Source organism: Streptomyces sp. NPDC026672 (genome assembly GCF_040638185.1).
Classification (GTDB): Bacteria; Actinomycetota; Actinomycetes; order Streptomycetales; family Streptomycetaceae; genus Streptomyces.
In genome coordinates this window covers 222,545-249,022 of record NZ_JBEZXS010000011.1, presented here as the reverse complement: position 1 = coordinate 249,022, position 26,478 = coordinate 222,545, and the positions used below count along the sequence as shown (strand labels likewise).

The following is a 26,478-nucleotide window of genomic DNA, read 5'->3' as shown; positions in this document are numbered from 1 at the left end:
CAATTCACGGCGACGTGCCCGCACCGGACCGAACACTCAGCTACCGCCCGCGACACGGCCATCAGGACCCAGCCACCCCACAGTGCCAGCCACCATAAGAGGTCCTAACAGAAGTTGTTGATCAGGTGACTTTCGGTGTGGGCGGTCGTTGGTCTGGTCGTGGGGAAACGCCAGTCACGGCCGTGGATCGTGTCGGATGACCTGTGCGTTGCTGCCCGAGCCGGGTCCGAAGCTGGTGGAAGGCCGGCCACGGGTCCCGGATCGGCAGGCGCTGTGCGGAATCCTGTTCGTGCTGCACACCGGCATCCAGTGGGAGTACCTGCCGCAGGAGCTGGGCCCCGGGTCGGGCATGACGTGCTGGCGGCGCCTGGCCGCGTGGAACGAGGCCGGCGTGTGGGACGAACTGCACCTGGTGCTGCTGACTGGCGGAAACCGCAACGACGTCACCCAACTCCTGCCCCTGCTCGACAAGGTGCCGGCCGTGGCCGGTGTCGTCGGCCGGCCCAGACACCGGCCCGACGCACTCCTCGCCGACCGCGGCTACGACCACGACAAGTACTGGCGCCTGCTATGGCGGCGCGGCATCCGCCCGGTGATTGCCGGACGAGGCGAGGAACACGGCTCCGGCCTGGGCGTCTTCCGTTACGTGGTCGAGCGCACGATCGCCTGGCTGCACGGCTTCCACCGCCTACGGATCCGCTGGGAACGACGCGACGACATCCACGAAGCATTCCTCGGCCTCGCTACCTGCTTGATCACCCACCGCCACGTCCAACGCCTTTGTTAGGACCTCTAAGTCCGCAAGAAGTAATTACGGCTTCGGACCCAGCCGATGTGGAGACTGACGGGATGTCACTTTCGAGCCGCTAACGCAATTCCTTCGGTGGGGTGCGCTTGCTGTCGACCTTGTCGACGCGGACCAGTTCGCCCCAGACGACGTACCGGTAGCGGCTCGTGTAGACCGGGGTGCACGTCGTCAGGGTGATGTAGTGGCCCGGCTTGGTGCGGCCGGACTCCTTCGGGACCTGGTCGAGGACGCGGACGTTGAACTTCGAGGTCTCCGCGAGGACGGCGTAGGTCTTGTAGACGTACCACTTGTCCTTCGTCTCGAAGACGATCGGGTCGCCCTTCCTCAGCTTGTCGATGTTGTGGAACTTGGCGCCGTGCCCGTCCCGGTGGGCGGCCAGGGTGAAGTTACCCTCGCCGCCGGACATCGGGAGCTTGGCCTTCACGGGGTCCGTGTAGTAGCCGGCCACGCCGTCGTTGAGGATCTCGGTGGACGTGCCCTTCTCCACGAGGACGTCGCCGTTCCTCATCGCGGGCACGTGCAGGAAGCCGATGCCGTCCTTGGTGTCCAGCGCGCCCGGCCCGGTGTCCTGCTCGGCCCAGTGGTCGCGGACCTTGTCACCCTGCCGGTCCGCCGCGCGGTCCGCGACGACGTTCGTCCACCACAGGGAGTAGACGACGAAGAGGCCGAGCACCAGGCCCGCCGTGATGAGGAGTTCACCGAGAAAGCTGACCGCCAGGGCGATCGGTCCGGGCCTCCGGCGGCCCGGTGGGGCCCCCGCGTCCGGCATGTCCGTGTGTTCTTCGGTGTCGTCCGCGGTCGCTGCCACTGTTCATCTGCCCTTACTCGACGAGCGCATCCGGCTTGCCCTTGCTGCGTGGGCGTTCCTCGACCATCTTGCCCCAGACGATCAACCGGTACTTGCTGGTGAACTCCGGCGTGCAGGTGGTCAGCGTGATGTAGCGGCCGGGCCCGGTGAAGCCGGAGCCCTTCGGGACCGCGTCGAGCACGCCGATGTTGGACGGCGGGGTGACCGGCAGCATCGACGTCACCTTGTACACGAAGTACTTGTCCTGCGTCTCGACCACGACCGGATCGCCGGCCGCGAGCCTGTTGATGTACCGGAACGGCTCGCCGTGGGTGTTGCGGTGGGCGGCGAGCCCGAAGTTGCCCGTCTTCGCGTCCGGCATGGCCGTCTTGAGCGCGCCGTCGCCGTAGTGGCCGACCATGCCCTTGTCGAGGACCTTCTTGTTGCTGACGCCCTCGGCGATCGGCACCACGACGTCCAGCTTGGGGATGTGCAGGATGGCGAAGCCCTGGCCCGGCTCGAACGCGCCCGGGGCGCCGGCGCCGCTCGCCCAGTCGTCCTGGAGACTGCTCGTCTCGTTGTCCGCCTGCGCGTGCGCCCGGACGTTGGTCCACCACAGCTGGTAGGTGACGAACAGCAGCATCAGGACGCCGGTGGTGATGAACACCTCGCCGATCGCCCGGCTCGCGACCACGGCAGGACCGGGCTTGCGCATCCGCGCCTGGCGCCGGGCCTCGACCCGGGACAGGGGCGTGTCCGACCCACCGTCCTCCGGTGCGCCCTCCGCCGACGCGTTCTCCGCCGCGCTCTCCCGTGCGCCGCCGTGCCGCCCGCCGCGGCGCTTGGCTGCCTTTCTGCGGGCCGCGCGGCCACCCGGTGTCGCTCCTGTGGCGGAGGAGGCCGAAGAGGCGCCAGAGGACGCTCCAGGGCCGCTGCGGACCTCCGGAGGCAGGTCCGAGAGGCGCAGCGCGACCGTCTCCTCGTCCACGGGCGGCAGATAGGCCGTCTCCGCGTGCGGGTCGGGCGTCCGGCCGTCCGCCTCGGACCAGCCCCCGTGCGCGCCGGAAGCCCCGTACGACGCGTCGCCGTACGAGGCTCCGGTCTCGCGCTCGGGGCGCAGCGCGGTCACGCCGTGGCCCTGCCCACCACCGGGGCGAGCCCCGCCGATCTCGCCACCGCGTCCTCGTCCCCGCACTCGGCCAGCCAGTTGGCCAGCATCCGGTGGCCGTGCTCGGTCAGCACGGACTCGGGGTGGAACTGGACGCCCTCGACGGGCAGTTCGCGGTGGCGCAGGCCCATGACGATGCCGTCGTGCGTCCGGGCCGTGACCTCGAGCTCGGGCGGGACGGTGGCCGGTTCGGCCGCCAGGGAGTGGTAGCGGGTCGCGATGAACGGGGAGGGCAGTCCGGCGAAGACGCCCTTGCCGCCGTGCTCGACCGGTGAGGTCTTGCCGTGCAGCAGTTCGGGGGCGCGGTCGACGACACCGCCGTACGCCACCTGCATGGACTGCATGCCGAGGCAGACGCCGAAGACGGGGACGCCGGTCGCGGCGCAGTGCCGGACCATGTCGACGCAGACGCCCGCCTCTTCGGGCGTGCCGGGTCCGGGCGACAGCAGCACGCCGTCGAATCCGTCCTGGGCGTGGGCCGTGGAGACCTCGTCGTTGCGCAGGACCTCGCACTCGGCGCCGAGTTGGTAGAGGTACTGGACGAGGTTGAAGACGAAGCTGTCGTAGTTGTCGACGACGAGAATCCGCGCACTCACTGGTTGTCCACCGTCACATCGTTGAAGGGCAGCAGCGGCTCGGCCCACGGAAAGACGTACTGGAACAGGACGTAGACCGCGGCCGTCACGAGCATGAGCGCGATGAACGCCTTCACCCACACGTTGCCCGGCAGATGCCGCCAGATCCAGCCGTACATGCCGTCCCTTCCGTCGCGCCACGGCACCAGACTCACGCCGTACGGCACCAGACTAACGGCGCGGAGCCCTTGGTTCGCCTGCCTCCACAGGCTGTGTGGCGCCGCCGTGCGCCATGACCCGTACACCCGGACTTACGTGGCACAGGGTCGATCACTTCAACGCACGCGGGCACTGTTTTGTACGGCCCTTTGTCGATTCCGTACCTGACCGGGGACGCGGCGCTAGGAGACGGGCTTCGCGTAGTGCAGGTCCACGGTGCCGGAGTAGCCGGGCAGCGTCGCCGTGCCGTCCTCGGTGACCTTCCAGCCCAGGCCGTAGACGTTGACGTACACCATGTAGTTCTGGATGGCGGGGCTCGCGGCGAGCGCCTTCTGGAGCCGGTCCGGGTCGCCGACGGCGGTGATCCGGTACGGCGGTGAGTAGACGCGGCCCTGGAGGATCAGGGTGTTGCCGACGCAGCGCACCGCACTGGTGGAGATCAGCCGCTGGTCCATGACCTTGATGCCCTGGGCGCCGCCCTGCCACAGCGCGTTCACCACGGCCTGGAGGTCCTGCTGGTGGATGACGAGGTAGTCGGGCTGCGGCTCGGGGTAGCCGGGGAGCTTGGCGGTGGCGTCGGGCGGGGCGTCGTTGAGCGTGACCGTGACGGCCCTGCCGGTGAGCTTCCGGGTGCCGGCGCTGCCCTCCAGGCCGGTGAGCCGGCGGTCCTGGGCCCCGCTGCTGCCGTCGTCCCGCTCGGCGAGGCCCTCGATCTCGGCGCGGACCCCGGCGTTGGACTCGTCCAGCTCCTTGTTCTTGTGGCTGCGCTCCTGGATCAGGTCGGAGAGCTTCAGCAGGGAGGCGTCCGTACGGATGTCGGTGCCCTTGGCGGTGTCGAAGCTGGTGAAGAAGATGAGACCGGCGAGGGCGAAGACGGCCGCGGTGAGGATCCGCACCGGACGGAAGCGGGACGCAGGAACAGGTCCGGAACCTGTTGATCCCGTCCCGGGGGAGTCGGCAGAATTGCTCAACGTACCCTTATCTCCTTCGGCGCCGCGGAAGCACTACGCTAACGGACGCCCGGGGGAGCGCTAAGAGTCCCCTTGTACGCTGCCCCCGAGCCCGACCCAGTTACCTGCGCGGCCACGCAGCGCATCGACAGGAGAGACCCTCGTGCCGAAGTCACGTATCCGCAAGAAGGCCGACTACACGCCGCCCCCGGCGAAGCAGGCGGCGGCTATCAAGCTGACCAATCGCGCCTGGGTCGCCCCCGTCATGCTGGCCATGTTCGTCGTCGGCCTGGCCTGGATCGTCGTGTTCTACGTGACGGACGGTTCGCTGCCGATCGACTCCCTGGACAACTGGAACATCGTGGTCGGTTTCGGCTTCATCGCGGCGGGCTTCGGCGTCTCCACGCAGTGGAAGTAGCTCTGCCCAGGGTTATCCGCTGAGTTATCCACAGCTCTGCGTAGTCATCCACACCCTCCTGGGGAAAAGACGACGATCTGTGGATAACCCCTGGAGTGTTGACGCCGGTATGACTGGCCCACCGGTATCCGCAAACACGTTCGCCCCCTGCCTCACCTGGGAAAACTCCCCGGAGGGACAGGGGGCACAGCTGTTCCCGCACGCTATGCACAAGATCCGGCACACGCTGTGGACAACGGTTCGGTATCAGCTGAGCTGAGCGGTTCTGAGGACGGTCAGGACCACTACGACCACCAGGACGAGGGCACAGGTGCCGAACTGCACCAGCGCGCGCCGCTCACGCGGGGCGTGCACCATCGCGTAGCCGGTGATCACGCCGGCGACCAGGCCGCCGACGTGGGCCTGCCAGGCGATGCCGGGCACCCCGAAGGTGATGATGAGGTTGATCACCAGCAGGGCGATGATCGGCCGCATGTCGTAGTTGAGCCGGCGCATCAGGACGGCGGTCGCGCCGAAGAGGCCGAAGATCGCGCCCGAGGCGCCCAGCGAGGCGACGTTCGGCGCCGCGAGGAGATAGGTGAGCGCGCTGCCCGCCAGGCCCGAGACCACGTACAGCGTGACGTAGCGGACCCGGCCGAGTGCCGCCTCCAGGGGGCCGCCGATCCACCACAGGCTCAGCATGTTGAACGCGATGTGGAGATAGCCGCCGTGCAGGAACACGGAGGTCAGCAGCCGGTAGTACTGCCCGTGCGCGACGCCTTCCAGGGACCCGAGCAGCGGGACGTAGGCGTTGCCGATCAGGGTGAAGCGGTCGGTGAAGCGGTCGCCGACGGTGAGCTGCACCAGGAAGAAGGCCAGGTTCAGGCCGATCAGAACCTTGGTGACCAGGCGCGGGTCGGCCGTGACGGTCCCGCCGGCCACCGTGCGCGGCCGGGTCGCCGTCGGCGCGTGGCCGGTGCCGGAGCCCGAACGCACGCACTCCGGGCACTGGAAGCCGACCGACGCGCTGACCATGCACTCCGGGCAGATCGGGCGCTCGCAGCGGGTGCAGCGGATGCCCGTCTCGCGGTCCGGGTGCCGGTAGCACACGAGCGGGCTCCGGGAGCCCTGTGCGCTGCTTTCGGCCTGCTCCATGCGGTCCCCTCGGTCGGTCGTGGGTCATGACACCGCCCTGCCCATCCTTACGGACGAGCAGGGCGAATGGTTCCCCGGAACGGGCCGCGGTCTCAGCCCGCGCGCTTCTCGACGACGACGGACTCGATCACGACGTCGTTGACCGGCCGGTCGTTGGGGCGGGTGACGGGCACGGCGGCGATCGCGTCCACGATCTTCTGGCTCGCCGGGTCGGTGACCTCGCCGAAGATGGTGTGCTTGCGGTTCAGCCAGGTCGTGGGGGCCACGGTGATGAAGAACTGGGACCCGTTGGTGCCCGGGCCCGCGTTGGCCATGGCCAGCAGATAGGGACGGTTGAAGGAGAGCTCGGGGTGGAACTCGTCCTGGAACTCGTAGCCGGGGCCGCCGATGCCGGTGCCGAGCGGATCGCCGCCCTGGATCATGAAGCCGCTGATGACCCGGTGGAAGACCGTGCCGTCGTAGAGCTTGTCCGTGCTGCTCACGCCGGTCGCCGGGTGCTTCCACTCACGCTCGCCCTGTGAGAGCTCGACGAAGTTCCTGACCGTCTTGGGCGCCTGGTTCGGGAACAGCCGGACCTCGATGTCGCCGTGGTTGGTCTTCAGGGTGGCGTAAAGCTGCTCGGCCACGATCTGCCTTCCGTCGTCTTTCCGTGGGGCCCCGATCCTCGCACGGCGTGGACGGCGCGGCGCCCGGTGGAGGCCCGATGCGCGCGCATCCGCGCGAACCGCTTACGGAAAACCGGTCGAGTCCGCCCGTGGCGGGAGCGCGCGACGGCGATCCGTGGCATTGTCGACGACAAGCTCCCGTTGCCCAGAATTCGCCTTTCATCCGTTCTTGGACTCGATCACGACGACCGCTCGGCCAGCACCCGTATGCCTGTCGCCGCATGCCCGACGGGCCTCCGGCAGGCATGATCCGTAAAAGGGTGGAAAGTCGAAATACCGTACGCCACCGAGGAGGAGGATCCCGTGACCCGCATGAATAGCGTGCGCGCCGCGACCGGCTCGGCGAAGGACAGCGTGCTGCACGCCGCGGAAGTGGTGGCTCCCTACGCCGACACGGCGAAGGAGCGTGCCGCGTTCTACGCGCAGGAGGCACGCGTACGGCTCGCGCCGATGATGTCCCAGGCCGCCGATCAGGCCCGCGTCCAGTACGACGCCCATCTCGCACCACGGCTGGAACAGGCGCGCACCCATGTGCCGCCGAAGGTCGACGCGGCGGCGCACGAGGCCGCGCTGCGCACCCGGCACGCCGCCCGCCAGGCCGCCGAATACTCACGTCCCAGGCTCGAACAGGCCGTGGCCGCGGCCGGCCCGATGCGCGAGGAGGCCACCGCGCGCGGGGCCGCCGCGCTGGCCGCGCTGCGCGGCGACGTCACGGCCGAGGAGATCCACAAGCTGGCGCGCCGGCACCAGCGGCGCGCGCGGGCCGGCCGGGTCGTGAAGGGCCTGGCCGTGTTCGGCGTGCTGGCGGGCGCCGCGTTCGCCGCGTGGAAGTGGTGGGACAAGCAGGCCAACCCGGACTGGCTGGTCGAGCCGCCCGCCGCGACGGAGGTGCCCGAGGCCGGCGGGCTCGGCGCGGTGGACGGCAGTCTCGACCCCGAGGTCCAGGCCAAGCAGGCCGCGGAGGAGGCGGCCGAGCGGGACGAGGACCAGTGAGCGCAGGCGGTGCGGCGCGACGACGCGGCCACCGCCGACCCCGGCCACCGGCCGGGAACGCACACCCGCGGTGAGGCGGGAGCCGGCGTCGGGGCTCCCGCCTCACCTCGTGCCACGCGCGGCACCACCCGTTGCCCGGCACCCCGTGTCCAAGGCGACGCCCCGGGCCCCGGCGGTTCCCGGTACGGGCGGCTCCCGGTCCGGGCGGCTCCCGGCCTAACGGTCCTTGGCCAGGGCCACCAATTCGGCGAACAGGCCGCCCGCGTGGAGGAGTTCGTCGTAGGTGCCCTGTTCCGCGACGCGGCCCTCGCGCAGCACGACGATCCGGTCCGCGAGACGGGTGTTCTCCAGTTGGTGCGTGACCACCACGGTCATGCGGTGCGCGGCGATCCGCCGCACCTCCAGCAGGATGCGGTGCTCACCGCGCGGGTCCATCTGGGACGTCGGCTCGTCCAGGATCAGCAGCGGTGTCCTGCGGTACAGCGCCCGGCCGCACGCCAGCCGCTGCCACTGTCCGCCGGACAGTTCGGCCCCGCCGAAGAGTTCACGGGCGAGCAGGGTGTCCAGGCCCCCGGGCAGCTTCTCGACCGCCTCGCGCATGCCGACGGCGTCGACGGCTTCCCAGACCGGGGCGTCGTCGTGGGTCCTCGGCTGGCCCAGGGTGATGTTCTCGCGGGCGCGCAGCGGCCAGCAGGCGAAGTTCTGCGGCACGAGCGCGGTCCGCGCCCAGACCGACTCCGGCCGGGCCCGCGCGAGATCGATCCCGTCCCACAGGACCCGCCCCTTGTCGGGCAGCAGTACGCCGGTGATGAGCCTGGTCAGCGTGGACTTGCCCGAGCCGTTCTCCCCGACGACCGCCAGGATCTCGCCGCGGCGCAGCGTGAGGGACACCCCGGCGACGGCGGGCTCGTCCTTGCCCGGGTAGTGGTGGACGACCTCGTCGAGCCGGATCTCGTCCACGTGCTCCGGGACCACCAGCTCACCGCGCCGGGGCGCGCGCTCGGCCGCCGTCTCCAGGAAGGCGCGCATGTCGGCGAGGTAGAGGGAGGTGTGGAAGAGGGCGGCGCCGTACTGCACGACCTGGGTGAGCGCGGCCAGCGCCGTCTGCACGGCGACCAGGGCGGTGGCGGCGACCGGCAGGCCGACCCGGCCGGTGCCGGCGAGCCAGGCGAGGGCGGCCCAGGTGAGCAACAGGAACAGCCCGCCGAGCGCGGAGGTCGCCAGGGTGATGCGCAGCAGGCGCGGGGCGGCGGTCAGGGTGCGCCGGTCGATGCGCTCGGACAGGGCGCGGTACCAGTGGACGAGGTAGCCGGTCATGCCGTTGGCGCGGACCTCGTCGCCGTGGCGGGGGCTGGTCGCCCACCAGCGCGTCATGCCGCGGACGTGGCGGTCGCCGACGTTGGCGTAGTGCGTCTCGTAGTCGACGCGGGCCGCGAGCACGGCGCCGAGTCCCGCCGGGACCACCGCGAGCAGCAGCAGGGGGAGCATCAGTCCGTGCAGGGCGGTGATGACACCGCCGGCGGCGAGCATGCGGATCAGGGCGGCCAGGAACCGCTGGGCGTCCCTGACCATCGTCGTGGTCCGGGTGACCCCGACCTCGGCGGCCTCCTGGCGGTCGGCGAAGCCGTCCTCGCCGTACGCGGACGCCTCCACCCGGCAGACGGCGGAGACGAGGGCGACGTCCGCCTCCGTCACCAGGCGCGGGGTGATCCGGCCGTCCGCGTACGAGGCGAGGGCGCCGCCGGTGCGGGCCGCCGCGGTGGCCACGGCGACGACGGTGAGCGCGGGGAGGGCGGCGTGCAGGCGTTCGGGCACGGTGCCGGCCGCGAGGAGGTGGGTCATGGCCCGCACGGTGGAGGTGAGCGTCACGGCGGCGGCGACACCGGTGAGGAGCTGGCAGCCGAGCAGCAGGACGACGGCGGTCCTGTCGACCGTCCACGCCATGCGGGCGGTGGCGCGCAGCACGGACGGCAGCCGCGCGCACATCCGCGTGAAACTGGCCTCGGCCAGGGGGTTCCTGCCGGACTTGCCGCCGTACGTCAGCTCGGCGGGCGGGGGTGGGGGTGGCTTCTCGGCACCGTCCGCCGGCACGTCGCTCACGGTCATCTGCGTCCCTCCGTCGCTCCGGGCGCCGCACCGATCGGTCCGGCGATGCCCGTCTCAACGACCCACTCCCGAATTCGAACGCGCTCGATTCCAGCCGAAGCACCGCCCCGGAATTCCGGGCCCCCGCGACGGCGGACGCGCTGAGCCACGGCCTCCCCGCCGAGCGGCACTGGCCGAATCGCCGAAACCTGTTACGGGAGTGACGAACGAGGTTCCCGGCCTGCGCGGCGAGCGATCGCACGGGGTGCTCCGGCCGCACGGCGAGCGGTCAGACCGAATCGGCTCGTTCCGGCACCCCGCACACCTGCCTTTCGGTCAACTTGCCCGCTCCTGGCGGCCGTTCCGGCGCCGAAAACGCCCTCCTCCCTGCTCACGAAGCCGGTCGAGCGGTTACGGCCGCAAAGCAGGCCGGGGAAAATCCATGATCATGCGGGTGTCGGCGGCGTCGCAGAACACTTGCGCAAACCCCCCGCGCGACTCCGGCCCACCGGAGGGGCGTAGTCACGCACCCTCCCCCGACGGACCTGCGGCGGAAGGCCGTTACTGGCCGACGAGTCTCTTGAACCGGGGCAGGTGATCTGCTCGCCGATGCGCCCATGGGCGCCGTGGTTCTCTGAACCGAAGTCAAAGAGCGGGTCGGTGCGGAGCGGGACGCACCCGCCGCCGGCGCCCGCTCGTGACGGCAACGCACGGAATCATGAAAACCCCTGCCGGAGCCCCGCCGAGGCGGACGACCCCCTATTGCGGAGCCCGGAAAACCGCGTCCCGCACATCGGCCCGGCCGCACTTTTCCGGCGGACGTCCACGCTTCCGCCCCGCTCCGCCCGCCCCGCGCACCGCCCTCAGCCGAGGCCCGGGAAGACCCCTCCGCCCCGCTTCCCCAGGCACCCGCGGGCGCACGCCAAAAAGCCTCTCCGCCCCGCGTTTTCGCAGGTCGGAGAGGCTTTGAAGGAGTGGAGCCTAGGGGAGTCGAACCCCTGACATCTGCCATGCAAAGACAGCGCTCTACCAACTGAGCTAAGGCCCCGCACTGGTGGCGACCACCGTGAGTCCAGCTCTCCGGAGGGCGCCGCAGACCAGAGTACCGGGTCACCCCCGGGATCTCGCAAAAAAGATGGGGCTCCCTGTAAACGACCACGCTCCGTAAGATGCTCGACGTGGTTCGCGACAGCGAACCACGTCTTTGGGGAAGCGATGGGGAGACGCAACATGGACGCCGCACAGCAGGAAGCCACCGCGAGAGCGCGGGAGCTGCAGCGGAACTGGTACGGAGAGCCGTTGGGGGCGCTCTTCCGTAAGCTCATCGACGATCTTGGCCTGAACCAGGCCCGTCTCGCGGCGGTCCTCGGACTGTCCGCGCCGATGCTGTCGCAGCTGATGAGCGGCCAACGGGCGAAGATCGGCAATCCCGCGGTGGTCCAGCGGGTGCAGCAGCTCCAGGACCTGGCGGCACAGGTCGCGGACGGCAGCGTCAGCGCGGCCGAGGCGACCGAGCGCATGGAGGAGATCAAGAAGTCGCAGGGGGGCTCCGTGCTCAGCAACACCACGCAGACGACCACGAGTTCGGGAGCGCCGACGGTCAAGCGGGTCGTCCGCGAGATCCAGTCGCTGCTGCGGTCCGTGGCCGCCGCCGGCGACATCATCGACGCCGCCGACACCCTCGCCCCGACCCACCCGGAACTGGCAGAGTTCCTCCGGGTCTACGGCGCGGGCCGTACGTCCGACGCGGTGACGCACTACCAGTCCCACCAGAGCTGAGCCCGCGCCCGTTCCACCGGAGGGGGTCCGGTGGGGGCGGGCCGACGCCGAGAGCGGTGCCCGAGGGGCACCGGTCCCGGACGGGCAGGGGCACAGGAGGGGTCGTATCGCTCATCGCGGGGGAAGCAAGGGGGGTCACCACAGGGGGAGGAGCGACGGACAGCCATGGGTGAGGTCTTCGCCGGCCGCTACGAACTGGCCGACCCGATCGGACGCGGCGGGGTCGGCGCCGTCTGGCGCGCCTGGGACCACCGACGCCGCCGTTACGTGGCGGCCAAGGTGCTCCAGCAGCGCGACGCCCACTCGCTCCTGCGCTTCGTGCGGGAGCAGGCGCTCCGGATCGACCACCCCCACGTACTCGCACCGGCCAGTTGGGCCGCCGACGACGACAAGGTCCTGTTCACGATGGACCTGGTCGCCGGCGGCTCGCTGGTCCACCTCGTCGGGGACTACGGTCCCCTGCCGCCCGGGTTCGTGTGCACCCTGCTCGACCAACTCCTGTCCGGGCTGGCCGCGGTGCACGAGGAGGGGGTGGTGCACCGGGACGTCAAACCCGCCAACGTCCTTCTGGAGGCGACCGGTACGGGCCGGCCGCGGCTGCGGCTGTCCGACTTCGGCATCGCCATGCGGCTCGGGGAACCGCGGCTGACCGAGACCGACCTGGTCGTGGGCACGCCCGGTTATCTGGCACCGGAGCAGATGCTGGGCGCCGAACCCGACTTCCCCGCCGACCTGTTCGCCGTGGGCCTGGTCGCGCTGTATCTGCTGGAGGGCGCCAAGCCGGATGCGAAGGCGCTCATCGAGTACTTCGCCGAACACGGCACCCCGAACGCGCCCAAGGGCATCCCGGACCCGCTCTGGCAGGTCGTCGCCACCCTGCTCCAGCCCGATCCCCACGCCCGCTTCCGTACGGCGACGGGAGCCCGCAAGGCGCTGGCCGCGGCCACGGAACTCCTTCCCGAGCCCGGCGCCGACGACGAACACGTCGAAATCTTCGACCAGATAGGCCCCCTACCACCCGACTTCGGCCCGTCGGGCCCACTGAAGAGGGCATCGGGGGTGCACGTCGAGCCCTACGGCCGCGCCGCGGAGGCCCCCTTGGGGGCGGAGGGGTCCAGGGGGGCGGGCTCGGGGGCAGGGCCAGGGACGCCTTCGGGGGCGGGCTCGGGGGCAGGGCCAGGGACGGCTTCGGGGATGGGCCCAGGGGCGGGATCAGGGACGGAGCCGGGGGCAGGTCCCGGGGCAGGTTTCGGGGCGGGTTTCGGGGCAGGTTTCGGAACGAATCCAGTACCGGGATCGGAGACGGGCCCAGGGGCGGCCTCCGGGACCGAGCCGGGGGCGAGACCGGGGCCAGGCTCTGGGGCTGCTTCGGGAAGAGACCTCGGGGCGGGCCCAGAAGTGGACCTGGGGCCGAGCTCAGGGACGCCGCCGGACGCCCACGCTCCCCGGCCGCCGTCCACCATGTCCGACACCGGAAGCTTCCACCTCCCCCCACCCCAGGCCGTCGAACCGCGCATCCCCCACAGCCCCCAGCACTCCCCGCACCCCCACACACCGACACCTACGCCTACGCCGGCAACCGCCCCGGCCCCCACTCCGCCGCACACACCCACACCGACGCCGACGCCACCAACCTTCCCGACGCCCGTCGCCACCCCCGTTCCCCTCCCCGTCCCGCCGCCCCCGGCGGATCCCTCCGGCGCCACCGCCTCCTACACCGCCGCGTACACGGCCCCGTCCCCCCGGGAGCAACCCGCGCGTCGGGCAGGGCATCGGGCGCGGGCGCGGCGGCGACCCGGTCCCCCGGTGAAGGCGGTCGTGCCGATCCTCTTCCTCGCGCTGGCCTGCTACGCCGTCGGCTTCTGGGCGCTGGTCCGCGTCTGAGCCCCGGCCCGGCGCCGGACGACCGCCGTCCACACGCCGAGCCCCACCAGCAGCGCGCTGCCCGTACCGATCCCGGCCGCGGCGAGCACCCGCATCCCCGTGGCACCGGCACCGCCATCGCCGCCCGTGCCCGCGGCGGCCCGGTCGGCGGCCGTGACCTCGAAGAGGCCGCGCGGCTCGGACGCCCCGGCGTACCCCGGCGCGGAGTGCGGCGCCCCGTCCACCCGCACCCGCAGCGTCAGCGCGTACGGCCCCGGGCCGAACGTCTCCGCCATCCGCCCGTTGAGGTGCACGACCAGGTAGTAGTCGCCGGCGAAGCGCGTGCCGCGCACCTCGTCGGGGATGCCGTACCGGTTGCGGTACTCGACGGGCGGCAGGGCGTGCAGGGCGACCGTCCTCGGGGTGCCGCTGTAGGAGAGGGTCGTGTCGTCGACGTCTCCGCGCACGGGGTTGTAGAGCGAGAGGTTCAGCGCCCCGCTGACGTACCCGCCACGGACACCGTCACCGCCGCCGTCACCGGTGGTCCCGCCCAGTTCGGCAGTGGCGTGCAGGCGCTGTCCCCAGTCGACCGGGACCTTGTAGAAGAGGGTGCCGCCGGGCTCGGCGTCGGCCCGCCAGACGCCCCGGCCGAGGGTCCGCGCGGAGGCGAAGCCGGCTCCGCCGTCCCGGCGCCGGGGCTCACCGGCGAGGGCCCCGGGCGTGGCGGAGTCCCAGGCGCCCGGCGCCTCGGTGGCCCCGGCCCGCACGAGGCCCGGCTCGGTGACCGGGGCGAGCTCCAGGTCCCAGGGGCCCGCGGGCGCGGCGTCCGACACGCCGGAGGCGACCCGTTCGACGACGACGTAGTACGTGCCCGCCTCCGCGCACTGCGTCCGGCCGGTCTCGCGCGTCGCGAGCGCGGTGACCGGGCGGGGGCTCAGCCCGGCGCCGAAGCGCGCGGACGCGTAGGAGCAGGCGTCGCCGTCCTCGTCCTGCATCCGCACCCGGACCCCGTCGGTCGCCGAGACGGTGGCGTCGGCGGGCGGTACGGCGGTGACGGGGACGTACGCGGTGGCCCCGGCGTCGAGCTCCAGACGGTAGGAGAGGGTGCTGCCCGGGAGGATCGAGCTGCGGTAGGTGCGGCCGGGCTCCAGCCGTACGGCGTCCGCGCCGCCGCTCGCCCCGGCGACGAGCCGCGCGTCCGGGGCGAAGGCGTAGCCGCCCGGGGTGCCGGAGGCCGCCGCGCCCGCGCCCGGCAGGGCCGCGACGAGGCACAGCACCCCTCCTACCACGGTGCCGCGCGCGGCGCCCGCCGAGAGCCGGCGGCAGCGCCGAGCCCCGGCCCGCCACCGCGCCGTACACCACCGCCCCATCACGCGCCACTCCTGGTCGTCGTCTCCCGGACTGCTGCCGTACGAGTGCCCTGAGCGCACCGTCCCACCGTCCGCGCACCGGCCGGGGCCATCCTGCCCCGGCCCGTGCGGCGCCACCCGCGCATTCGGCGCGGTCGTCCGAAACACCCGCCCCGGCCGTCGCGCAAGTCGAGCGGGCCCGGTCGACGCGAGAACCCGGGCAACACAAAACCCCGACCGCGAGGGCGGCCGGGGTCTGATCAGATTCCGGTATCGGTACTCACGAACCCGTGGGCACGGAGTCAGTCGCCTCCGTCCACAGATCCTGCTCGGCGCGATCCGCCTGGATCTGGCGGTACACGAGGAGCCCGCCGATGGCGGCCAGTGCGACCAGGAGAAGCTTCTTCACCGCGCGACCTCGTCTTTCTTTGACGTTGGGGACCTCTGGCGCCCGACTATACACACCGCCCGATATCGGTCGGTGACCTGCGTCGGGGCCCAACTCCCGCCCGCGGGAGCGCAGTCGGGGCGGGTGTCGCCGCTCCGATCGGAGGGTGATCACACCCCCACGGACGGTCACTTTGCGCCACTCTTCGCTATGAACCATCCCTTTTCCGGAGCTTTCGATCCCCTGTGCACCCATCCGAGTGGTGTTGATCTGAACATCGACGCGCCACGGGCCGAGGTCCACCACTTCGCAGCCCTCATACACATGATGAGGAAAGTACGCAAATCGCCCAACCTGAAAGTGAGGGTCCATGGCCCGGAACAAGGTCATGAAACTGTGGACGGCCTTCGTCACCGCCTTCCTCGCGCTGTGCACGGCGCTCGGACTGGTCACCACGACCGCCACGACCGCCGCCGCGGCAGCGACACCGCAGAACGAGACCGAGACCGAGGCGGTGAGCGTCCCGGCGGCACCCGCCGCACCGGCGACACCGCCCCACTGGTCCTGGACCGCCGCCAGGGCACTGCCGCCCACGATGAAGCAACGCATCCGGGCCGAGGCCCACGGCAAGACCCCCAGTTGCCGCCACCGCCCGCTGAACGACACCGAGCAGGACACCTCACCCGAGTCGGCGGCCCTCCTCAACTGCTGACAGGGCCGGGCACCGAAGCACCGAAGCACAGCAGCACCCGACGTAACGCAGAACAGCACCACCGGACGTAACGCAGAACGGGCAGCGCAAGCAGTGACAGCGACTTGTGCACGCCCTCCACGCGACGAACCCCCGGCCACACAGGGCCGGGGGGCGCGCGCATGAACGCCCCGGGTGAACGTGAGTTGTCCGGACGGTAGGGGAACGGTCAAGCGACGGTTGTCTTTTCACCGCCTCTGACCTGGTATTCCCTGCCCGTCACGGTGTCGCGGGACTCGCCTAGTATCCGCCGCATGTCGCATCCCTCCCCCTCGTCACCGCAGCCCCCGGACTTCGACGTGGCCGCCGCCTTCCCCGAGGCCGCCTGGCTCCGGCAGGCCGCCGCCGCGTGGGACTGGGCCTCCGTACGGCAGTACGTGGACGGCCTTCCGCCCGGCACCAACCGCAGCTTCGCCGTGGGCGTGCTGGCCGAGGCGCCCCGGGTCGAGCACTGGATGCGCGACGTCCTCGCCGCCGCGCCGGGCGACGTCCTCGCGCTCACCGTCCTCGGCACCCGCGAGGTGTTCATCGGCTGGGAGATCCGTACGTCGGCACGCGCCCAGCACGTCAGCCGCGAGCAGTTCGAGGGGCTCCACGCACATCTGCGCGAGGCCGAGCGGCTGCTGATCCGGGCCACCGCCCTCGACCCTGCCTTCGACGCGGCCTGGGCCCGGCGCATCACCACCGCGATGGGGCTCCAGCTCGGGCAGAACGAGGCACGGCGCCGCTACGACCGTCTCGCCGTCCACCATCCCCACCACTTCACCGGCCAGGGCGCCCTCCTCCAGAAGCTGTGCCCCAAGTGGGGCGGGAGCTGGGAGGCCGCCCACGGCTTCGCGCGGGAGTGCCTGCTGAACGCGCCCGAGGGCGCCCTGAACGGCGGACTGGTCGCCGAGGCGCACCTGGAGCACTGGCTCGACCTGAAGGGCAAGGAGCGCGAGGAGTACCTGCGCCGGGGCCCGGTGCGCGCCGAACTCGTCGAGGCGGCCGAGCGCTCCGCCCTGCACCCCCGCTTCCAGCGCGGCTACGGCTGGGTCTCCGTCCAGGGGCACTTCGCCGCGCTGTTCTCCCTCATGGGGGACCGGGCCAGGGCCGCCGCCTGCTTCCGCGCCCTCGGCAACCTCGCCTCCACCCACCCCTGGTCCTACCTGGGCGGCGATCCGGCCGCGGCCTACGTCAAGCACCGCGACGACGCCCTCGCCCGCGGATGACGCCCCGCCCGCGGACGACCGCCCCCGCGCCCGCACCGTGGCCGACGTCCCCGCCGCCGACCACGTTCCCGCTCTCGAAGAACGCCCGCAGAGAGGCCGCACGCCCATGACACCCCCGAGCGCCCGCCCCACCGCGTCCCCACTCACCCCGTACAGAGGCCGCAGATGAACCCCCAGGCCACGGTCCACCTCATCGAGGTCGACGGCATACCCACGCTCTTCGCCCACACCACCGGCCCGCTGCGCGCCGGGCTGGTCTTCCGGGTCGGTGTCGCCGACGAGACCCTCGGCCGGGCCGGCATCACGCACATGGTCGAACACCTCGCCCTGCACCGGCAGGGCCTGGCCGACTACCACTTCAACGGCGCGACGAAGGCGGGCTTCACCCACTTCCACGTCGAGGGCGCCGAGCACGAGGTCGTCGCCTACCTGCACGGCGTCTGCGCCTCCCTCGCCGACCTGCCCATGGAACGCCTGGAGACCGAGAAGGAGATCCTGCGCACCGAGGAGTCCCGCCGCGACGTCGGCCAACTCCCGCTGTGGCGCTACGGCGCCCAGGGCTACGGCCTGGTCAGCTACCCGGAGTGGGGCGTGCGCGGCCTGCGCCCCGACGACGTACGGCAGTGGGCGCGGGACCGGTTCACCCGGGGCAACGCGGTGCTGTGGATCGCCGGCGAGCGCCTGCCGGCCGGGCTCGCGCTGCGGCTGCCGGACGGCCCGCGGCACCCGCTGCCCGTCCCCACCTCGGCCCTGCCGGTGACGCCCGCCTACTTCTCCGACGGCAAGGGGGGTGTGCTGCTGGACTCCGTGGTCGCGGACACGACGGCCGCGCGGCTGTACGCGGGCGTGCTGGAGCGGGAGCTGTCCCGTGCGCTGCGCCAGGAGGGCGGCTACTCGTACACGGCGGCCACCGACCTCACCTCACGCCGCGACGGGTTCGCCGTCGTCACCGCCTTCGCGGACGCGCTGCCCGCCAAGCAGGACGCGGTGCTGGGCGGCTTCGTCGACGTCCTCGCGGCCCTCCAGGTCGGCCGGATCCGTCCGGCCGACCTGGAGGCCGTACGCGGCCGGGCCGACGGCGCGCTCACGGCGCCCGACGGGGCCGTACGGCGGCTGCCCGGCGCGGCGGAGGACCTGCTCGCCGGACGCGCGCCGCGCGGCCTGGACGAGCTGCGGGCCGAGCTGTGGGCGGTGACACCGGGTCAGCTGCACGCGGTGGCCCTGGAGGCCGCGGGAACGGCCCTGATGCAGGTGCCGGCCGGGCACGGCGCGGACTGGGCCGGGTACATGGAGGCTCCGACGAGTTCGCCGTACGTGGTGACCGGGCGGCGGTTCGCCGCGGTGGGCGGGGACGGGCCGACGCTGGTGATCGGGGACGAGGGCGTCAGTCTGACGGCGCGCTCCGAGGACGGCACGGAACATGCCGTGACGGTGCTCCACCGGTCCTGCGCGATGGTGCTGAGCTGGCCGGACGGCGGACGCCGGCTGGTGGGCACGGACGGCCTCACGGTCGAGGTGGACCCGGTCCGACACGGGGTGGACGCACAGACCATGGCCCGGCTGGACGCGGCGCTGCCACCGCAGGCGGTGGTCGAACTGCCGCCGCGCGAACGTCGGCCCCAGCCGTCCCCGCGACCGGCGGCTGAGCCCGGTGCCCGCACCCCCACCCGTCGCACGGGCGGTCAGACCGCGACCCTCGTGATCACGGGCCTCCTGGCCGCCCTCACCGGCTTCTTCGCCCTGATCTTCACGGTGTTCGGCGCGGACGACTCCGAGACGACCACCGCGGACTGGGTCACCATCACGGCCTTCATGTGGGGCGTCACAGCCCTCCTGGCCTGGCCCGCGGTCCGCATCCTCCGCCACACCCGCCGCATGTGACCACCCCGCCCTCGCCCTTGGTCAGCGGGCGGTGAAGCCGATGATGCGTTCCGTGGTGGCGACGGTGATGTCCAGACGCACGGACATCAGCGCGTCACCTCGGAAGCGCTGGTAGGTGACGACATAAAGCGTTGGTTGATGCTCCCGGTGGACGGTCAGCGGTGATGTCTGCTTCGCACCCAGCACGACGCCGGGACACTGAGCCTGGTTCCGTGACTGCCGTCGGCTCGGACCACATGCCATCGAGTCGGCCGGTGAGAACTCGATTGCGCCCTGAGGCTTCGATGGGAGCGGCGCATCCGAGTAACCGTGCTCCTGTGCAGTACCTAGTGCACCCAAGGAAGCCCGGCGGGAAATGTGGTTTCTGGTCGGCGGCGCAGTCGTCACAGGTCGGTTGGTGTCAGCCGTGGACACCGAAGACCCCCAGTCATGACCGACCGGGGGTCTTCGTGCTGGTGGGGCTGACAGGATGTGAGCCTCCCGGGCTTGCAGCACCAGTTGGGAAGATCGCGTATGCGGGCCGGGTCCGGGTCACCGGAGGGAGCGCCGATGGGAGCCCCGGGACCGGCGCATGCGCACGCCGAACAGGAGCAGGTCTGCCACGAAGACCACGATGCCGATGATCAGTAGGTAGGTCAGTCCCTCCGCCGCCACGCCGATGATTCCCAGGACGATGGCCACGAGGATCAGGAACAGGAAAAGCGCCATGGTAGGTACATCCTCAAGCCTCTGCTGCCGGCGATGAGCCCCCACTGTGACCAGCGATCTGGTCGGGCCTCGGCGCTCTTGCGAGGAAGGCGGGTCAGCGGCGTGCGAGGCGGCGCCCGTGCCCAGTACCGTGCTCGTAAGGCCTCTCGTAGTGCTTGAAGACCTCTTCTTCCCGCTCGACCGGCAGGACGTCATCCATGCCCATGGACGGCGCCTTCCTCACCAGCCCCCTCCCGTGCGCCACCTTCACGTACCCGGGGCCCAGCGTTGCCTCGTCGAGGGGTACGAAGACCAGTCGGTGCCGAGTCGGCAGGCCGGTACGGACGGTGGCCATGGTGGGCGCGTCGGTGGTGGTGTCCACGTAGACCGCTTCCAGGGCTCCGATCTTGCGTCCCCTGGGGTCGATCACGTCCCGGTTGCGCCACTCGCGGATATCGGCTGAATGGATCATGCCTTGCTCCTTGTGGCCCGTACCTCCCGCAGGCACTGCGTCCGAATAGGAGAGGTGGCTACGCGAGGTTTACCACCCCTTCATCGTACTCTGACCGCTGGTGCATGCTGTCGAGAACGCCTGGTCGCAGGCCGCCACCTCCCCGCCGACCCACCAGTGACCCCGTCTCCCGTCCCGTACGCCCCTACGGACCAGCGGTCGGGAACGGCGCCCCTCCATCCCGGCGTCGGCCGATCCCCCGCCGGAGGCATCCCCCCTGACCGCGAGCCGCGCTCCACGGTGATCGGCAAGGACCCCAAGACCGAGTCCTCACAGGCGTTCATGGGTGCCAAAAGGCCCCCGGTCCAGTGGACCGGGGGCCTTTTCGCTGGTGGGGCTAACAGGATTTGAACCTGTGGCCTCATCCTTATCAGGGATGCGCTCTAACCAACTGAGCTATAGCCCCGCCGCGCTCTGCGGTGTATGTCCCGCGCGCTGACTCCTGAAGATTAGCGCACGACCGGGGCAGTCCCAAAATCCGTTGTCGGGGGACCGTCAGCGGATGCCGGCGACCGCCCCGACCAGGGACGTCACTCGTCCTCGGCCAGCGTCAGCTCCACACCGCCGACGAAGCCCGCGGACAGGTTGTAGATGAACGCGCCGAGCGTCGCGAGCGCCGTCGCGAGGACCACGTCGATGACCGCGATGATCGTCGTGAACATCAGGACGTGCGGCAGCGACAGGAACGCCTGGAGGTCGAAGCCGTTGGCCTCGTTGGACCCCGTCGCCTCCGAGATGGTGCCGCCGACCGTCGAGAAGACGCCCATCGCGTCCATGACCATCCACAGCACCGCCGACGCCACGATCGTGCAGATGCCCAGCGCGATGGACAGCAGGAAGCTGACCTTCATCACCGACCACGGGTCGGCCTTGGCGACGCGCAGCCGCGCCTTGCGGGTGCGCGGCGCCGTGCGGGCGCCGGTGCGCGGACGGCGCACGGCGCCGCCCGGCTCCGCAGTCTGCTCGGGGCCCTGCGCCGGGTACGCCTGCGGCGGGTGGTACGGCCCGGCGGGCTGCTGCGCCATGCGCTCACCGGGCAGCGGCGAGCCGGCCTGCGCCCCCTGCCCGGCGGCCCCCGCGGCGTACTGCTGGTTCTGCTGGCCCCGGGCGTCCGTCACGGCACCCCCCTGGGCTGCCTGAGGGTCGGGGGTGGCCGGCTCGATCTTGCGCAGCTGGGTCGTGTGCGGGTCGGCCGGACGCGCGGCGGAGCCACGGCCGCCGCCGTCCGTTCCCGTACCCGCAGAGGTACCAGCCGATCCGGCGCCCGTGGCTCCGCTCACGATGACTTCTCTCCTCGTGCTACTCGGACGAGGGCGCCTCACCCTCGTCCGTGCCGGTGGTCACGGCACCCTCGACGGTCTCGTCCACGGCACCCTCGCCGTCGACTTCCTCCGCCTCGCGTCCGGCCTCGGCGTTACGTGCGATGCCGACGACGGCATCGCGCTTGCCCAGGTTGATCAGTTGGACGCCCATGGTGTCACGGCCCGTCTCCCTGACCTCGCTGACTCGCGTACGAATCACACCGCCGGACAGCGTGATGGCGAGGATCTCGTCGCTCTCCTCGACAATCAGCGCCCCGACGAGCGAACCGCGGTCCTCCACGATCTTGGCAGCCTTGATGCCGAGGCCGCCGCGACCCTGGACGCGGTACTCGTCGACGGCGGTCCGCTTCGCGTACCCACCGTCCGTGGCAGTGAACACGAACGTACCGGGTCGCACGACATTCATCGAGAGCAGCTCGTCGCCCTCGCGGAAACTCATGCCCTTGACACCGGAGGTCGCACGGCCCATGGGCCGCAGGGTGTCGTCCGAGGCGGTGAACCTGATCGACTGGGCCTTCTTGCTGATCAGCACCAGATCGTCGTCGGCCGAGACGAGTTCGGCGCCGATCAGTTCGTCGTCGCTCCCGTCCTCCCGCTCCCGCAGGTTGATCGCGATGACACCGCCGGAGCGCGGCGAATCGTAATCCTTCAGAGGCGTCTTCTTGACCAAGCCGGCCTTGGTGGCCAGCACCAGGTACGGCACCGCCTCGTAGTCGCGGATCGCGAGGATCTCGGCGATCGCCTCGTCCGGCTGGAAGGCCAGCAGGTTCGCCACGTGCTGCCCGCGCGCGTCCCGCCCGGCGTCCGGCAGCTCGTACGCCTTCGCCCGGTACACCCGGCCCTTGTTGGTGAAGAACAGCAGCCAGTGGTGCGTGGTGGACACGAAGAAGTGGTCGACGATGTCGTCTTCCTTCAGCTTCGCGCCGCGCACGCCCTTGCCGCCGCGCTTCTGCGCCCGGTAGTCGTCCGCCTTGGTCCGCTTGACGTAGCCGCCGCGGGTGACGGTGACGACGATGTCCTCCTCGGCGATCAGGTCCTCGATGGACATGTCGCCGTCGTAGGGCACCAGCATGGTCTTGCGGTCGTCGCCGTACTTCTCGACGATCGCGGCCAGTTCCTCGCTGACGATGCCGCGCTGGCGGACCGGGGAGGCCAGGATCGCGGTGTACTCGGTGATCTTCGCCTGGAGCTCGTCGTGCTCCTGGACGATCTTCTGCCGCTCCAGGGCCGCGAGCCGCCGCAGCTGCATCTCCAGGATGGCGTTGGCCTGGATCTCGTCGATCTCCAGGAGGCCCATCAGGCCCGTGCGCGCGATCTCGACGGTCTGGCTGCCCCGGATCAACGCGATGACCTCGTCGATGGCGTCCAGGGCCTTCAGCAGGCCGCGCAGGATGTGCGCCCGCTCCTCGGCCTTGCGCAGCCGGAAGCGCGTACGGCGGACGACGACCTCGATCTGGTGCGTCACCCAGTGGCGGATGAACGCGTCCAGCGACAGCGTGCGCGGCACACCGTCGACCAGCGCCAGCATGTTGGCGCCGAAGTTCGTCTGGAGGTCGGTGTGCTTGTACAGGTTGTTCAGGACGACCTTGGCGACCGCGTCCCGCTTCAGCACGATGACCAGGCGCTGGCCGGTCCGGGACGACGTCTCGTCGCGGACGTCCGCGATGCCGCCGATCTTGCCGTCCTTCACCAGGTCGGCGATCTTCTGCGCGAGGTTGTCCGGGTTGACCTGGTACGGCAGCTCCGTCACCACCAGGCACTGGCGGTTCTGGATCTCCTCGACCTCGACGACCGCGCGCATGGTGATCGAGCCGCGGCCCGTGCGGTACGCCTCCTCGATGCCCTTGCGGCCCACCACCAGCGCGCCGGTCGGGAAGTCGGGGCCCTTGATCCGCTCGATCAGCGCGTCGAGCAGTTCCTCGTGCGAGGCCTCCGGGTTCTCCAGGCACCACTGGGCGCCGGCCGCGACCTCGCGCAGGTTGTGCGACGGGATGTTGGTCGCCATGCCGACCGCGATGCCGGCCGAGCCGTTGATCAGCAGGTTGGGGAAGCGGGACGGCAGGACGGTCGGCTCCTGGGAGCGGCCGTCGTAGTTGTCCGTGAAGTCGACGGTCTCCTCGTCGATGTCGCGGACCATCTCCATCGACAGCGGCGCCATCTTGCACTCGGTGTACCGCATGGCGGCCGCCGGGTCGTTGCCCGGCGAGCCGAAGTTGCCGTTGGAGTCCACCAGCGGCATCCGCATCGCCCACGGCTGGGCGAGGCGCACGAGCGCGTCGTAGATCGAGCTGTCGCCGTGGGGGTGGTAGTTGCCCATGACGTCGCCCACGACGCGGGCGCACTTGTAGAAGCCGCGCTCGGGGCGGTAGCCGCCGTCGTACATGGCGTACAGGACACGGCGGTGGACGGGCTTGAGACCGTCACGGACGTCGGGCAGCGCGCGGGACACGATGACGGACATCGCGTAGTCCAGGTACGAGCGCTGCATCTCCGTCTCGAGCCCGACGGGCTCGACACGCATCACGAGGTCGCCGCCCTCTTCAGGGGTGACGGGAGTGTTCTCGTCGGCCATTGCTGGTGGGGATCCTTCCTGGTGCGGTCAGCTGAGACCGACTCAGATGTCGAGGAAGCGGACGTCCTTGGCATTGCGCTGGATGAACTGGCGCCTGGCCTCGACGTCCTCGCCCATCAGGACCGAGAACAGGTCGTCGGCCTGGGCGGCGTCGTCGAGCGTGACCTGGCCGAGGACCCGGTGCTCCTGGTCCATCGTGGTCACGCGCAGCTCCTCGGCGTTCATCTCGCCGAGACCCTTGAAGCGCTGGATCGAGTCCTCGCGCACCCGCTTGCCGCGCTGGCGGCCCAGCTCCAGGAGGGCGTCGCGCTCACGGTCCGAGTACGCGTACTCGACGTCCTCCCGGCCCCACTTGATCTTGTAGAGCGGGGGGCGGGACAGGAACACGTGGCCCGCCTCGACCAGCGGCCGCATGAAGCGGAACAGGAAGGTCAGCAGCAGGGTGTTGATGTGCTGGCCGTCGACGTCGGCGTCCGCCATCAGGATGATCTTGTGATAGCGGAGCTTCTCGATGTCGAAGTCCTCGTGCACGCCCGTGCCGAACGCGGAGATCAGCGCCTGGATCTCCTGGTTCTGGAGGATCTTGTCGATCCTGGCCTTCTCGACGTTGAGGATCTTGCCGCGGATCGGGAGGATCGCCTGGTACTCCGGGTTGCGGCCGGACTTGGCCGAGCCGCCGGCGGAGTCGCCCTCGACGATGAAGATCTCGCACTTGGTCGGGTCGTTCGACTGGCAGTCGGACAGCTTGCCCGGCAGCGAGGCCGACTCCAGCAGGCCCTTGCGGCGTGTGAGGTCACGGGCCTTGCGGGCCGCCACGCGCGCGGTGGCCGCCTGGATGCCCTTGCGGATGATGTCCGCGGCCTCTACCGGGTTGCGGTCGAGCCAGTCGTTGAGGTGCTCGTAGACCGCCTTCTGGACGAAGGTCTTCGCCTCCGTGTTGCCCAGCTTGGTCTTGGTCTGGCCCTCGAACTGGGGCTCGCTCAGCTTGACCGAGATGATCGCCGTCAGACCCTCGCGGATGTCGTCGCCCGTGAGGTTGTCGTCCTTGTCGCGCAGCAGCTTCTTGTCGCGCGCGTACTTGTTGATCAGCGAGGTCAGCGCCGCGCGGAAGCCCTCCTCGTGCGTGCCGCCCTCGTGCGTGTGGATGATGTTGGCGAACGAGTACACACCCTCGCTGTAGCCGCTGTTCCACTGCATGGCGACCTCGAGGGACAGGCTCTTGTCCTTGTCCTCGGCCTCCAGGTCGATGACCGTCGGGTGCACCGCGTCGCCCTTGCGGGAGTTGAGGTACTTCACGAAGTCGACGATGCCGCCCTCGTAGTGGTACGTGACCGTCTTGACCTCGTCCTTGACGTCCGCGCCCGCCTCGTCCGCCCCGGTGGTGGCCTTCGCCGACTCGCGCTCGTCGGTGAGCCTGATCGTCAGGCCCTTGTTGAGGAACGCCATCTCCTGGAAGCGCCGCGACAGCGTCTCGAAGGAGTACTCGGTGGTCTCGAAGATGTCCGCGTCCGCCCAGAACGTGACCGACGTGCCGGTCTCGGCCGTCTCCTCGTGCTGGTCGAGCGGGGCCGTGGGCACGCCCATCTTGTAGTCCTGCGTCCAGCGGTGGCCGTCCGTCCTGACCTCGACGGAGACCTTGCTGGACAGGGCGTTCACGACGGAGACGCCGACGCCGTGCAGACCGCCGGAGACCGCGTAGCCGCCGCCGCCGAACTTGCCGCCCGCGTGGAGCACGGTGAGCACGACCTCAAGGGCCGGCTTGTTCTCGGAGGGGACGATGCCCACCGGGATGCCACGGCCGTTGTCGACGACGCGCACGCCGCCGTCCGGGAGGATCGTGACGTCGATCGTGTCCGCGTAGCCGGCCAGCGCCTCGTCGACGGAGTTGTCGACGACCTCGTACACGAGGTGGTGCAGACCGCGCTCGCCGGTCGAGCCGATGTACATGCCGGGTCGCTTGCGAACCGCGTCCAGGCCCTCGAGGACGGTGATCGCGCTGGCGTCGTACGAGGCGGTGACCTCGCCGTTCGACGAGGTCACCGCGCCGCTCACGGCAGCGTCGGTGGACGGGATGTTCTCGTTGGGGTTGCCGGAATCGGCCACGAAGCGCCCTTTCTGGCACAGCACGAGCCGGGCTCGGCGGCAGGTTGCCGGAGCGGCTGCGGCATGTTGCGTTGGTAAGCCTTGATCAGCGTTGCTCAGCTTTTCCCGGGCGGTCCCCACGTTCGGGGCGGGATTGCTTCCAGTCTACCGGTAGCGCCGACAGTGATGGGGGTTTGCCGGTACCTGAGTCCCCATGTGCCGCCCTCAACCGGTCTCCGCCGGGTCCCGATATGCGGAAGGGGTCTCCAAGAGGCTCACA

General features: G+C 70.8%; 23 protein-coding genes, 2 tRNA genes and 2 pseudogenes. 8 read left to right on the top strand and 19 right to left on the bottom strand.

What is annotated here, in order from left to right:
* Positions 1–186: 186 nt before the first annotated feature.
* Positions 187–787 (top strand): annotated as a pseudogene (locus AB0F77_RS16050) (transposase).
* A 79-nt stretch (positions 788–866) separates the two neighbouring features.
* On the opposite strand, the gene AB0F77_RS16045 reads toward AB0F77_RS16050, so the two are convergent.
* From AB0F77_RS16045 to AB0F77_RS16020, 6 genes and pseudogenes are all read right to left on the bottom strand, one after another.
* On the bottom strand, positions 867–1,616 hold the full coding sequence (locus tag AB0F77_RS16045) for a class E sortase (RefSeq protein WP_361947740.1): 750 nt from the start codon (positions 1,614–1,616) through the stop codon (positions 867–869).
* Positions 1,617–1,629: 13 nt separating this feature from the next.
* Entirely contained in the window at positions 1,630–2,724 is a 1,095-nt protein-coding gene (locus AB0F77_RS16040; protein WP_361947738.1) for a class E sortase, read from the bottom strand.
* Positions 2,721–3,359, bottom strand: coding sequence for an aminodeoxychorismate/anthranilate synthase component II (locus AB0F77_RS16035; protein ID WP_361947735.1), 639 nt, complete (start codon positions 3,357–3,359; stop codon positions 2,721–2,723). Before AB0F77_RS16035 ends, AB0F77_RS16040 begins: the two co-directional genes overlap by 4 nt.
* Positions 3,356–3,553, bottom strand: coding sequence for a hypothetical protein (locus AB0F77_RS16030; protein WP_361947771.1), 198 nt, complete (start codon positions 3,551–3,553; stop codon positions 3,356–3,358). The genes AB0F77_RS16035 and AB0F77_RS16030 overlap by 4 nt, the downstream gene beginning before the upstream one ends.
* Before the next feature lie 16 nt (positions 3,554–3,569).
* Positions 3,570–3,720: pseudogene (locus AB0F77_RS16025) on the bottom strand (class E sortase); the annotation flags it as partial.
* A gap of 19 nt (positions 3,721–3,739) precedes the next feature.
* Positions 3,740–4,528: a DUF881 domain-containing protein gene (locus AB0F77_RS16020; protein WP_361947733.1), complete on the bottom strand. Its 789-nt coding sequence runs from the start codon at positions 4,526–4,528 to the stop codon at positions 3,740–3,742.
* Positions 4,529–4,670: 142 nt separating this feature from the next.
* On the opposite strand from AB0F77_RS16020, the gene crgA reads away from it, so the two are divergent.
* On the top strand, positions 4,671–4,925 hold the full coding sequence (gene crgA / locus AB0F77_RS16015) for a cell division protein CrgA (RefSeq protein WP_361947730.1): 255 nt from the start codon (positions 4,671–4,673) through the stop codon (positions 4,923–4,925).
* A gap of 246 nt (positions 4,926–5,171) precedes the next feature.
* Here crgA and AB0F77_RS16010 read toward each other — a convergent pair whose 3' ends face one another.
* Both AB0F77_RS16010 and AB0F77_RS16005 read right to left on the bottom strand, forming a co-directional pair.
* Positions 5,172–6,059, bottom strand: a complete 888-nt coding sequence (locus AB0F77_RS16010) for a rhomboid family intramembrane serine protease (RefSeq protein ID WP_361947727.1) — start codon at positions 6,057–6,059, stop codon at positions 5,172–5,174.
* 92 nt (positions 6,060–6,151) lie between these two features.
* A complete protein-coding gene (locus tag AB0F77_RS16005) occupies positions 6,152–6,685 on the bottom strand; it encodes a peptidylprolyl isomerase (RefSeq protein WP_361947724.1) in 534 nt (177 codons plus the stop codon).
* 342 nt (positions 6,686–7,027) lie between these two features.
* Here AB0F77_RS16005 and AB0F77_RS16000 point away from each other — a divergent pair, with 342 nt between their 5' ends.
* The gene (locus AB0F77_RS16000) at positions 7,028–7,717 is read left to right on the top strand and encodes a DUF5324 family protein (RefSeq protein ID WP_361947721.1); all 690 of its coding nucleotides are present in this window, start codon (positions 7,028–7,030) and stop codon (positions 7,715–7,717) included.
* A gap of 216 nt (positions 7,718–7,933) precedes the next feature.
* Here the strand turns inward: AB0F77_RS16000 and AB0F77_RS15995 are convergent, their stop codons facing one another.
* Complete coding sequence (locus AB0F77_RS15995; RefSeq protein ID WP_361947718.1) at positions 7,934–9,823, bottom strand: ABC transporter ATP-binding protein; 1,890 nt, start codon at positions 9,821–9,823, stop codon at positions 7,934–7,936.
* Positions 9,824–10,777: 954 nt separating this feature from the next.
* Positions 10,778–10,850 (bottom strand) — tRNA-Ala (locus AB0F77_RS15990).
* 182 nt (positions 10,851–11,032) lie between these two features.
* Here AB0F77_RS15990 and AB0F77_RS15985 point away from each other — a divergent pair.
* Complete coding sequence (locus tag AB0F77_RS15985; RefSeq protein WP_361947715.1) at positions 11,033–11,581, top strand: DNA-binding protein; 549 nt, start codon at positions 11,033–11,035, stop codon at positions 11,579–11,581.
* A gap of 165 nt (positions 11,582–11,746) precedes the next feature.
* Positions 11,747–13,465, top strand: a complete 1,719-nt coding sequence (locus tag AB0F77_RS15980) for a serine/threonine-protein kinase (RefSeq protein WP_361947712.1) — start codon at positions 11,747–11,749, stop codon at positions 13,463–13,465.
* On the opposite strand, the gene AB0F77_RS15975 is transcribed toward AB0F77_RS15980, so the two are convergent.
* Entirely contained in the window at positions 13,429–14,874 is a 1,446-nt protein-coding gene (locus AB0F77_RS15975) for a hypothetical protein (RefSeq protein ID WP_361947709.1), read from the bottom strand. The genes AB0F77_RS15980 and AB0F77_RS15975 overlap by 37 nt on opposite strands.
* A 199-nt stretch (positions 14,875–15,073) precedes the next feature.
* Complete coding sequence (locus tag AB0F77_RS15970; protein WP_003999697.1) at positions 15,074–15,202, bottom strand: DLW-39 family protein; 129 nt, start codon at positions 15,200–15,202, stop codon at positions 15,074–15,076.
* A 349-nt stretch (positions 15,203–15,551) separates the two neighbouring features.
* Between AB0F77_RS15970 and AB0F77_RS15965 the strand changes: the two genes are divergently transcribed.
* The 3 genes from AB0F77_RS15965 to AB0F77_RS15955 all read left to right on the top strand — a co-directional run bounded on the left by AB0F77_RS15965 (position 15,552) and on the right by AB0F77_RS15955 (position 19,024).
* On the top strand, positions 15,552–15,893 hold the full coding sequence (locus AB0F77_RS15965; RefSeq protein ID WP_361947706.1) for a DUF6344 domain-containing protein: 342 nt from the start codon (positions 15,552–15,554) through the stop codon (positions 15,891–15,893).
* Between the two features lie 293 nt (positions 15,894–16,186).
* Entirely contained in the window at positions 16,187–17,143 is a 957-nt protein-coding gene (locus tag AB0F77_RS15960) for a hypothetical protein (RefSeq protein ID WP_361947703.1), read from the top strand.
* Between the two features lie 165 nt (positions 17,144–17,308).
* Complete coding sequence (locus tag AB0F77_RS15955) at positions 17,309–19,024, top strand: insulinase family protein (protein ID WP_361947700.1); 1,716 nt, start codon at positions 17,309–17,311, stop codon at positions 19,022–19,024.
* A gap of 21 nt (positions 19,025–19,045) precedes the next feature.
* Here the strand turns inward: AB0F77_RS15955 and AB0F77_RS15950 are convergent, their stop codons facing one another.
* The 7 genes from AB0F77_RS15950 to gyrB all read right to left on the bottom strand — a co-directional run bounded on the left by AB0F77_RS15950 (position 19,046) and on the right by gyrB (position 26,243).
* Positions 19,046–19,210 (bottom strand): hypothetical protein, encoded by a 165-nt coding sequence (locus tag AB0F77_RS15950; protein ID WP_361947697.1) that lies wholly within the window; start codon positions 19,208–19,210, stop codon positions 19,046–19,048.
* A gap of 345 nt (positions 19,211–19,555) precedes the next feature.
* Positions 19,556–19,732 carry a hypothetical protein gene (locus tag AB0F77_RS15945; protein ID WP_361947694.1) on the bottom strand — a complete coding sequence of 59 codons (177 nt, stop codon included), beginning with the start codon at positions 19,730–19,732 and terminating at the stop codon, positions 19,556–19,558.
* A gap of 94 nt (positions 19,733–19,826) precedes the next feature.
* Complete coding sequence (locus tag AB0F77_RS15940; protein ID WP_361947692.1) at positions 19,827–20,183, bottom strand: PRC-barrel domain-containing protein; 357 nt, start codon at positions 20,181–20,183, stop codon at positions 19,827–19,829.
* 368 nt (positions 20,184–20,551) lie between these two features.
* A tRNA-Ile gene (locus AB0F77_RS15935) sits at positions 20,552–20,628 on the bottom strand.
* A 124-nt stretch (positions 20,629–20,752) separates the two neighbouring features.
* Positions 20,753–21,502, bottom strand: a complete 750-nt coding sequence (locus tag AB0F77_RS15930) for a DUF3566 domain-containing protein (protein ID WP_361947689.1) — start codon at positions 21,500–21,502, stop codon at positions 20,753–20,755.
* 19 nt (positions 21,503–21,521) lie between these two features.
* Positions 21,522–24,116, bottom strand: coding sequence for a DNA gyrase subunit A (gene gyrA, locus AB0F77_RS15925; RefSeq protein WP_361947686.1), 2,595 nt, complete (start codon positions 24,114–24,116; stop codon positions 21,522–21,524).
* Between the two features lie 42 nt (positions 24,117–24,158).
* Complete coding sequence (gene gyrB, locus AB0F77_RS15920; RefSeq protein WP_361947683.1) at positions 24,159–26,243, bottom strand: DNA topoisomerase (ATP-hydrolyzing) subunit B; 2,085 nt, start codon at positions 26,241–26,243, stop codon at positions 24,159–24,161.
* Positions 26,244–26,478 lie beyond the last annotated feature (235 nt).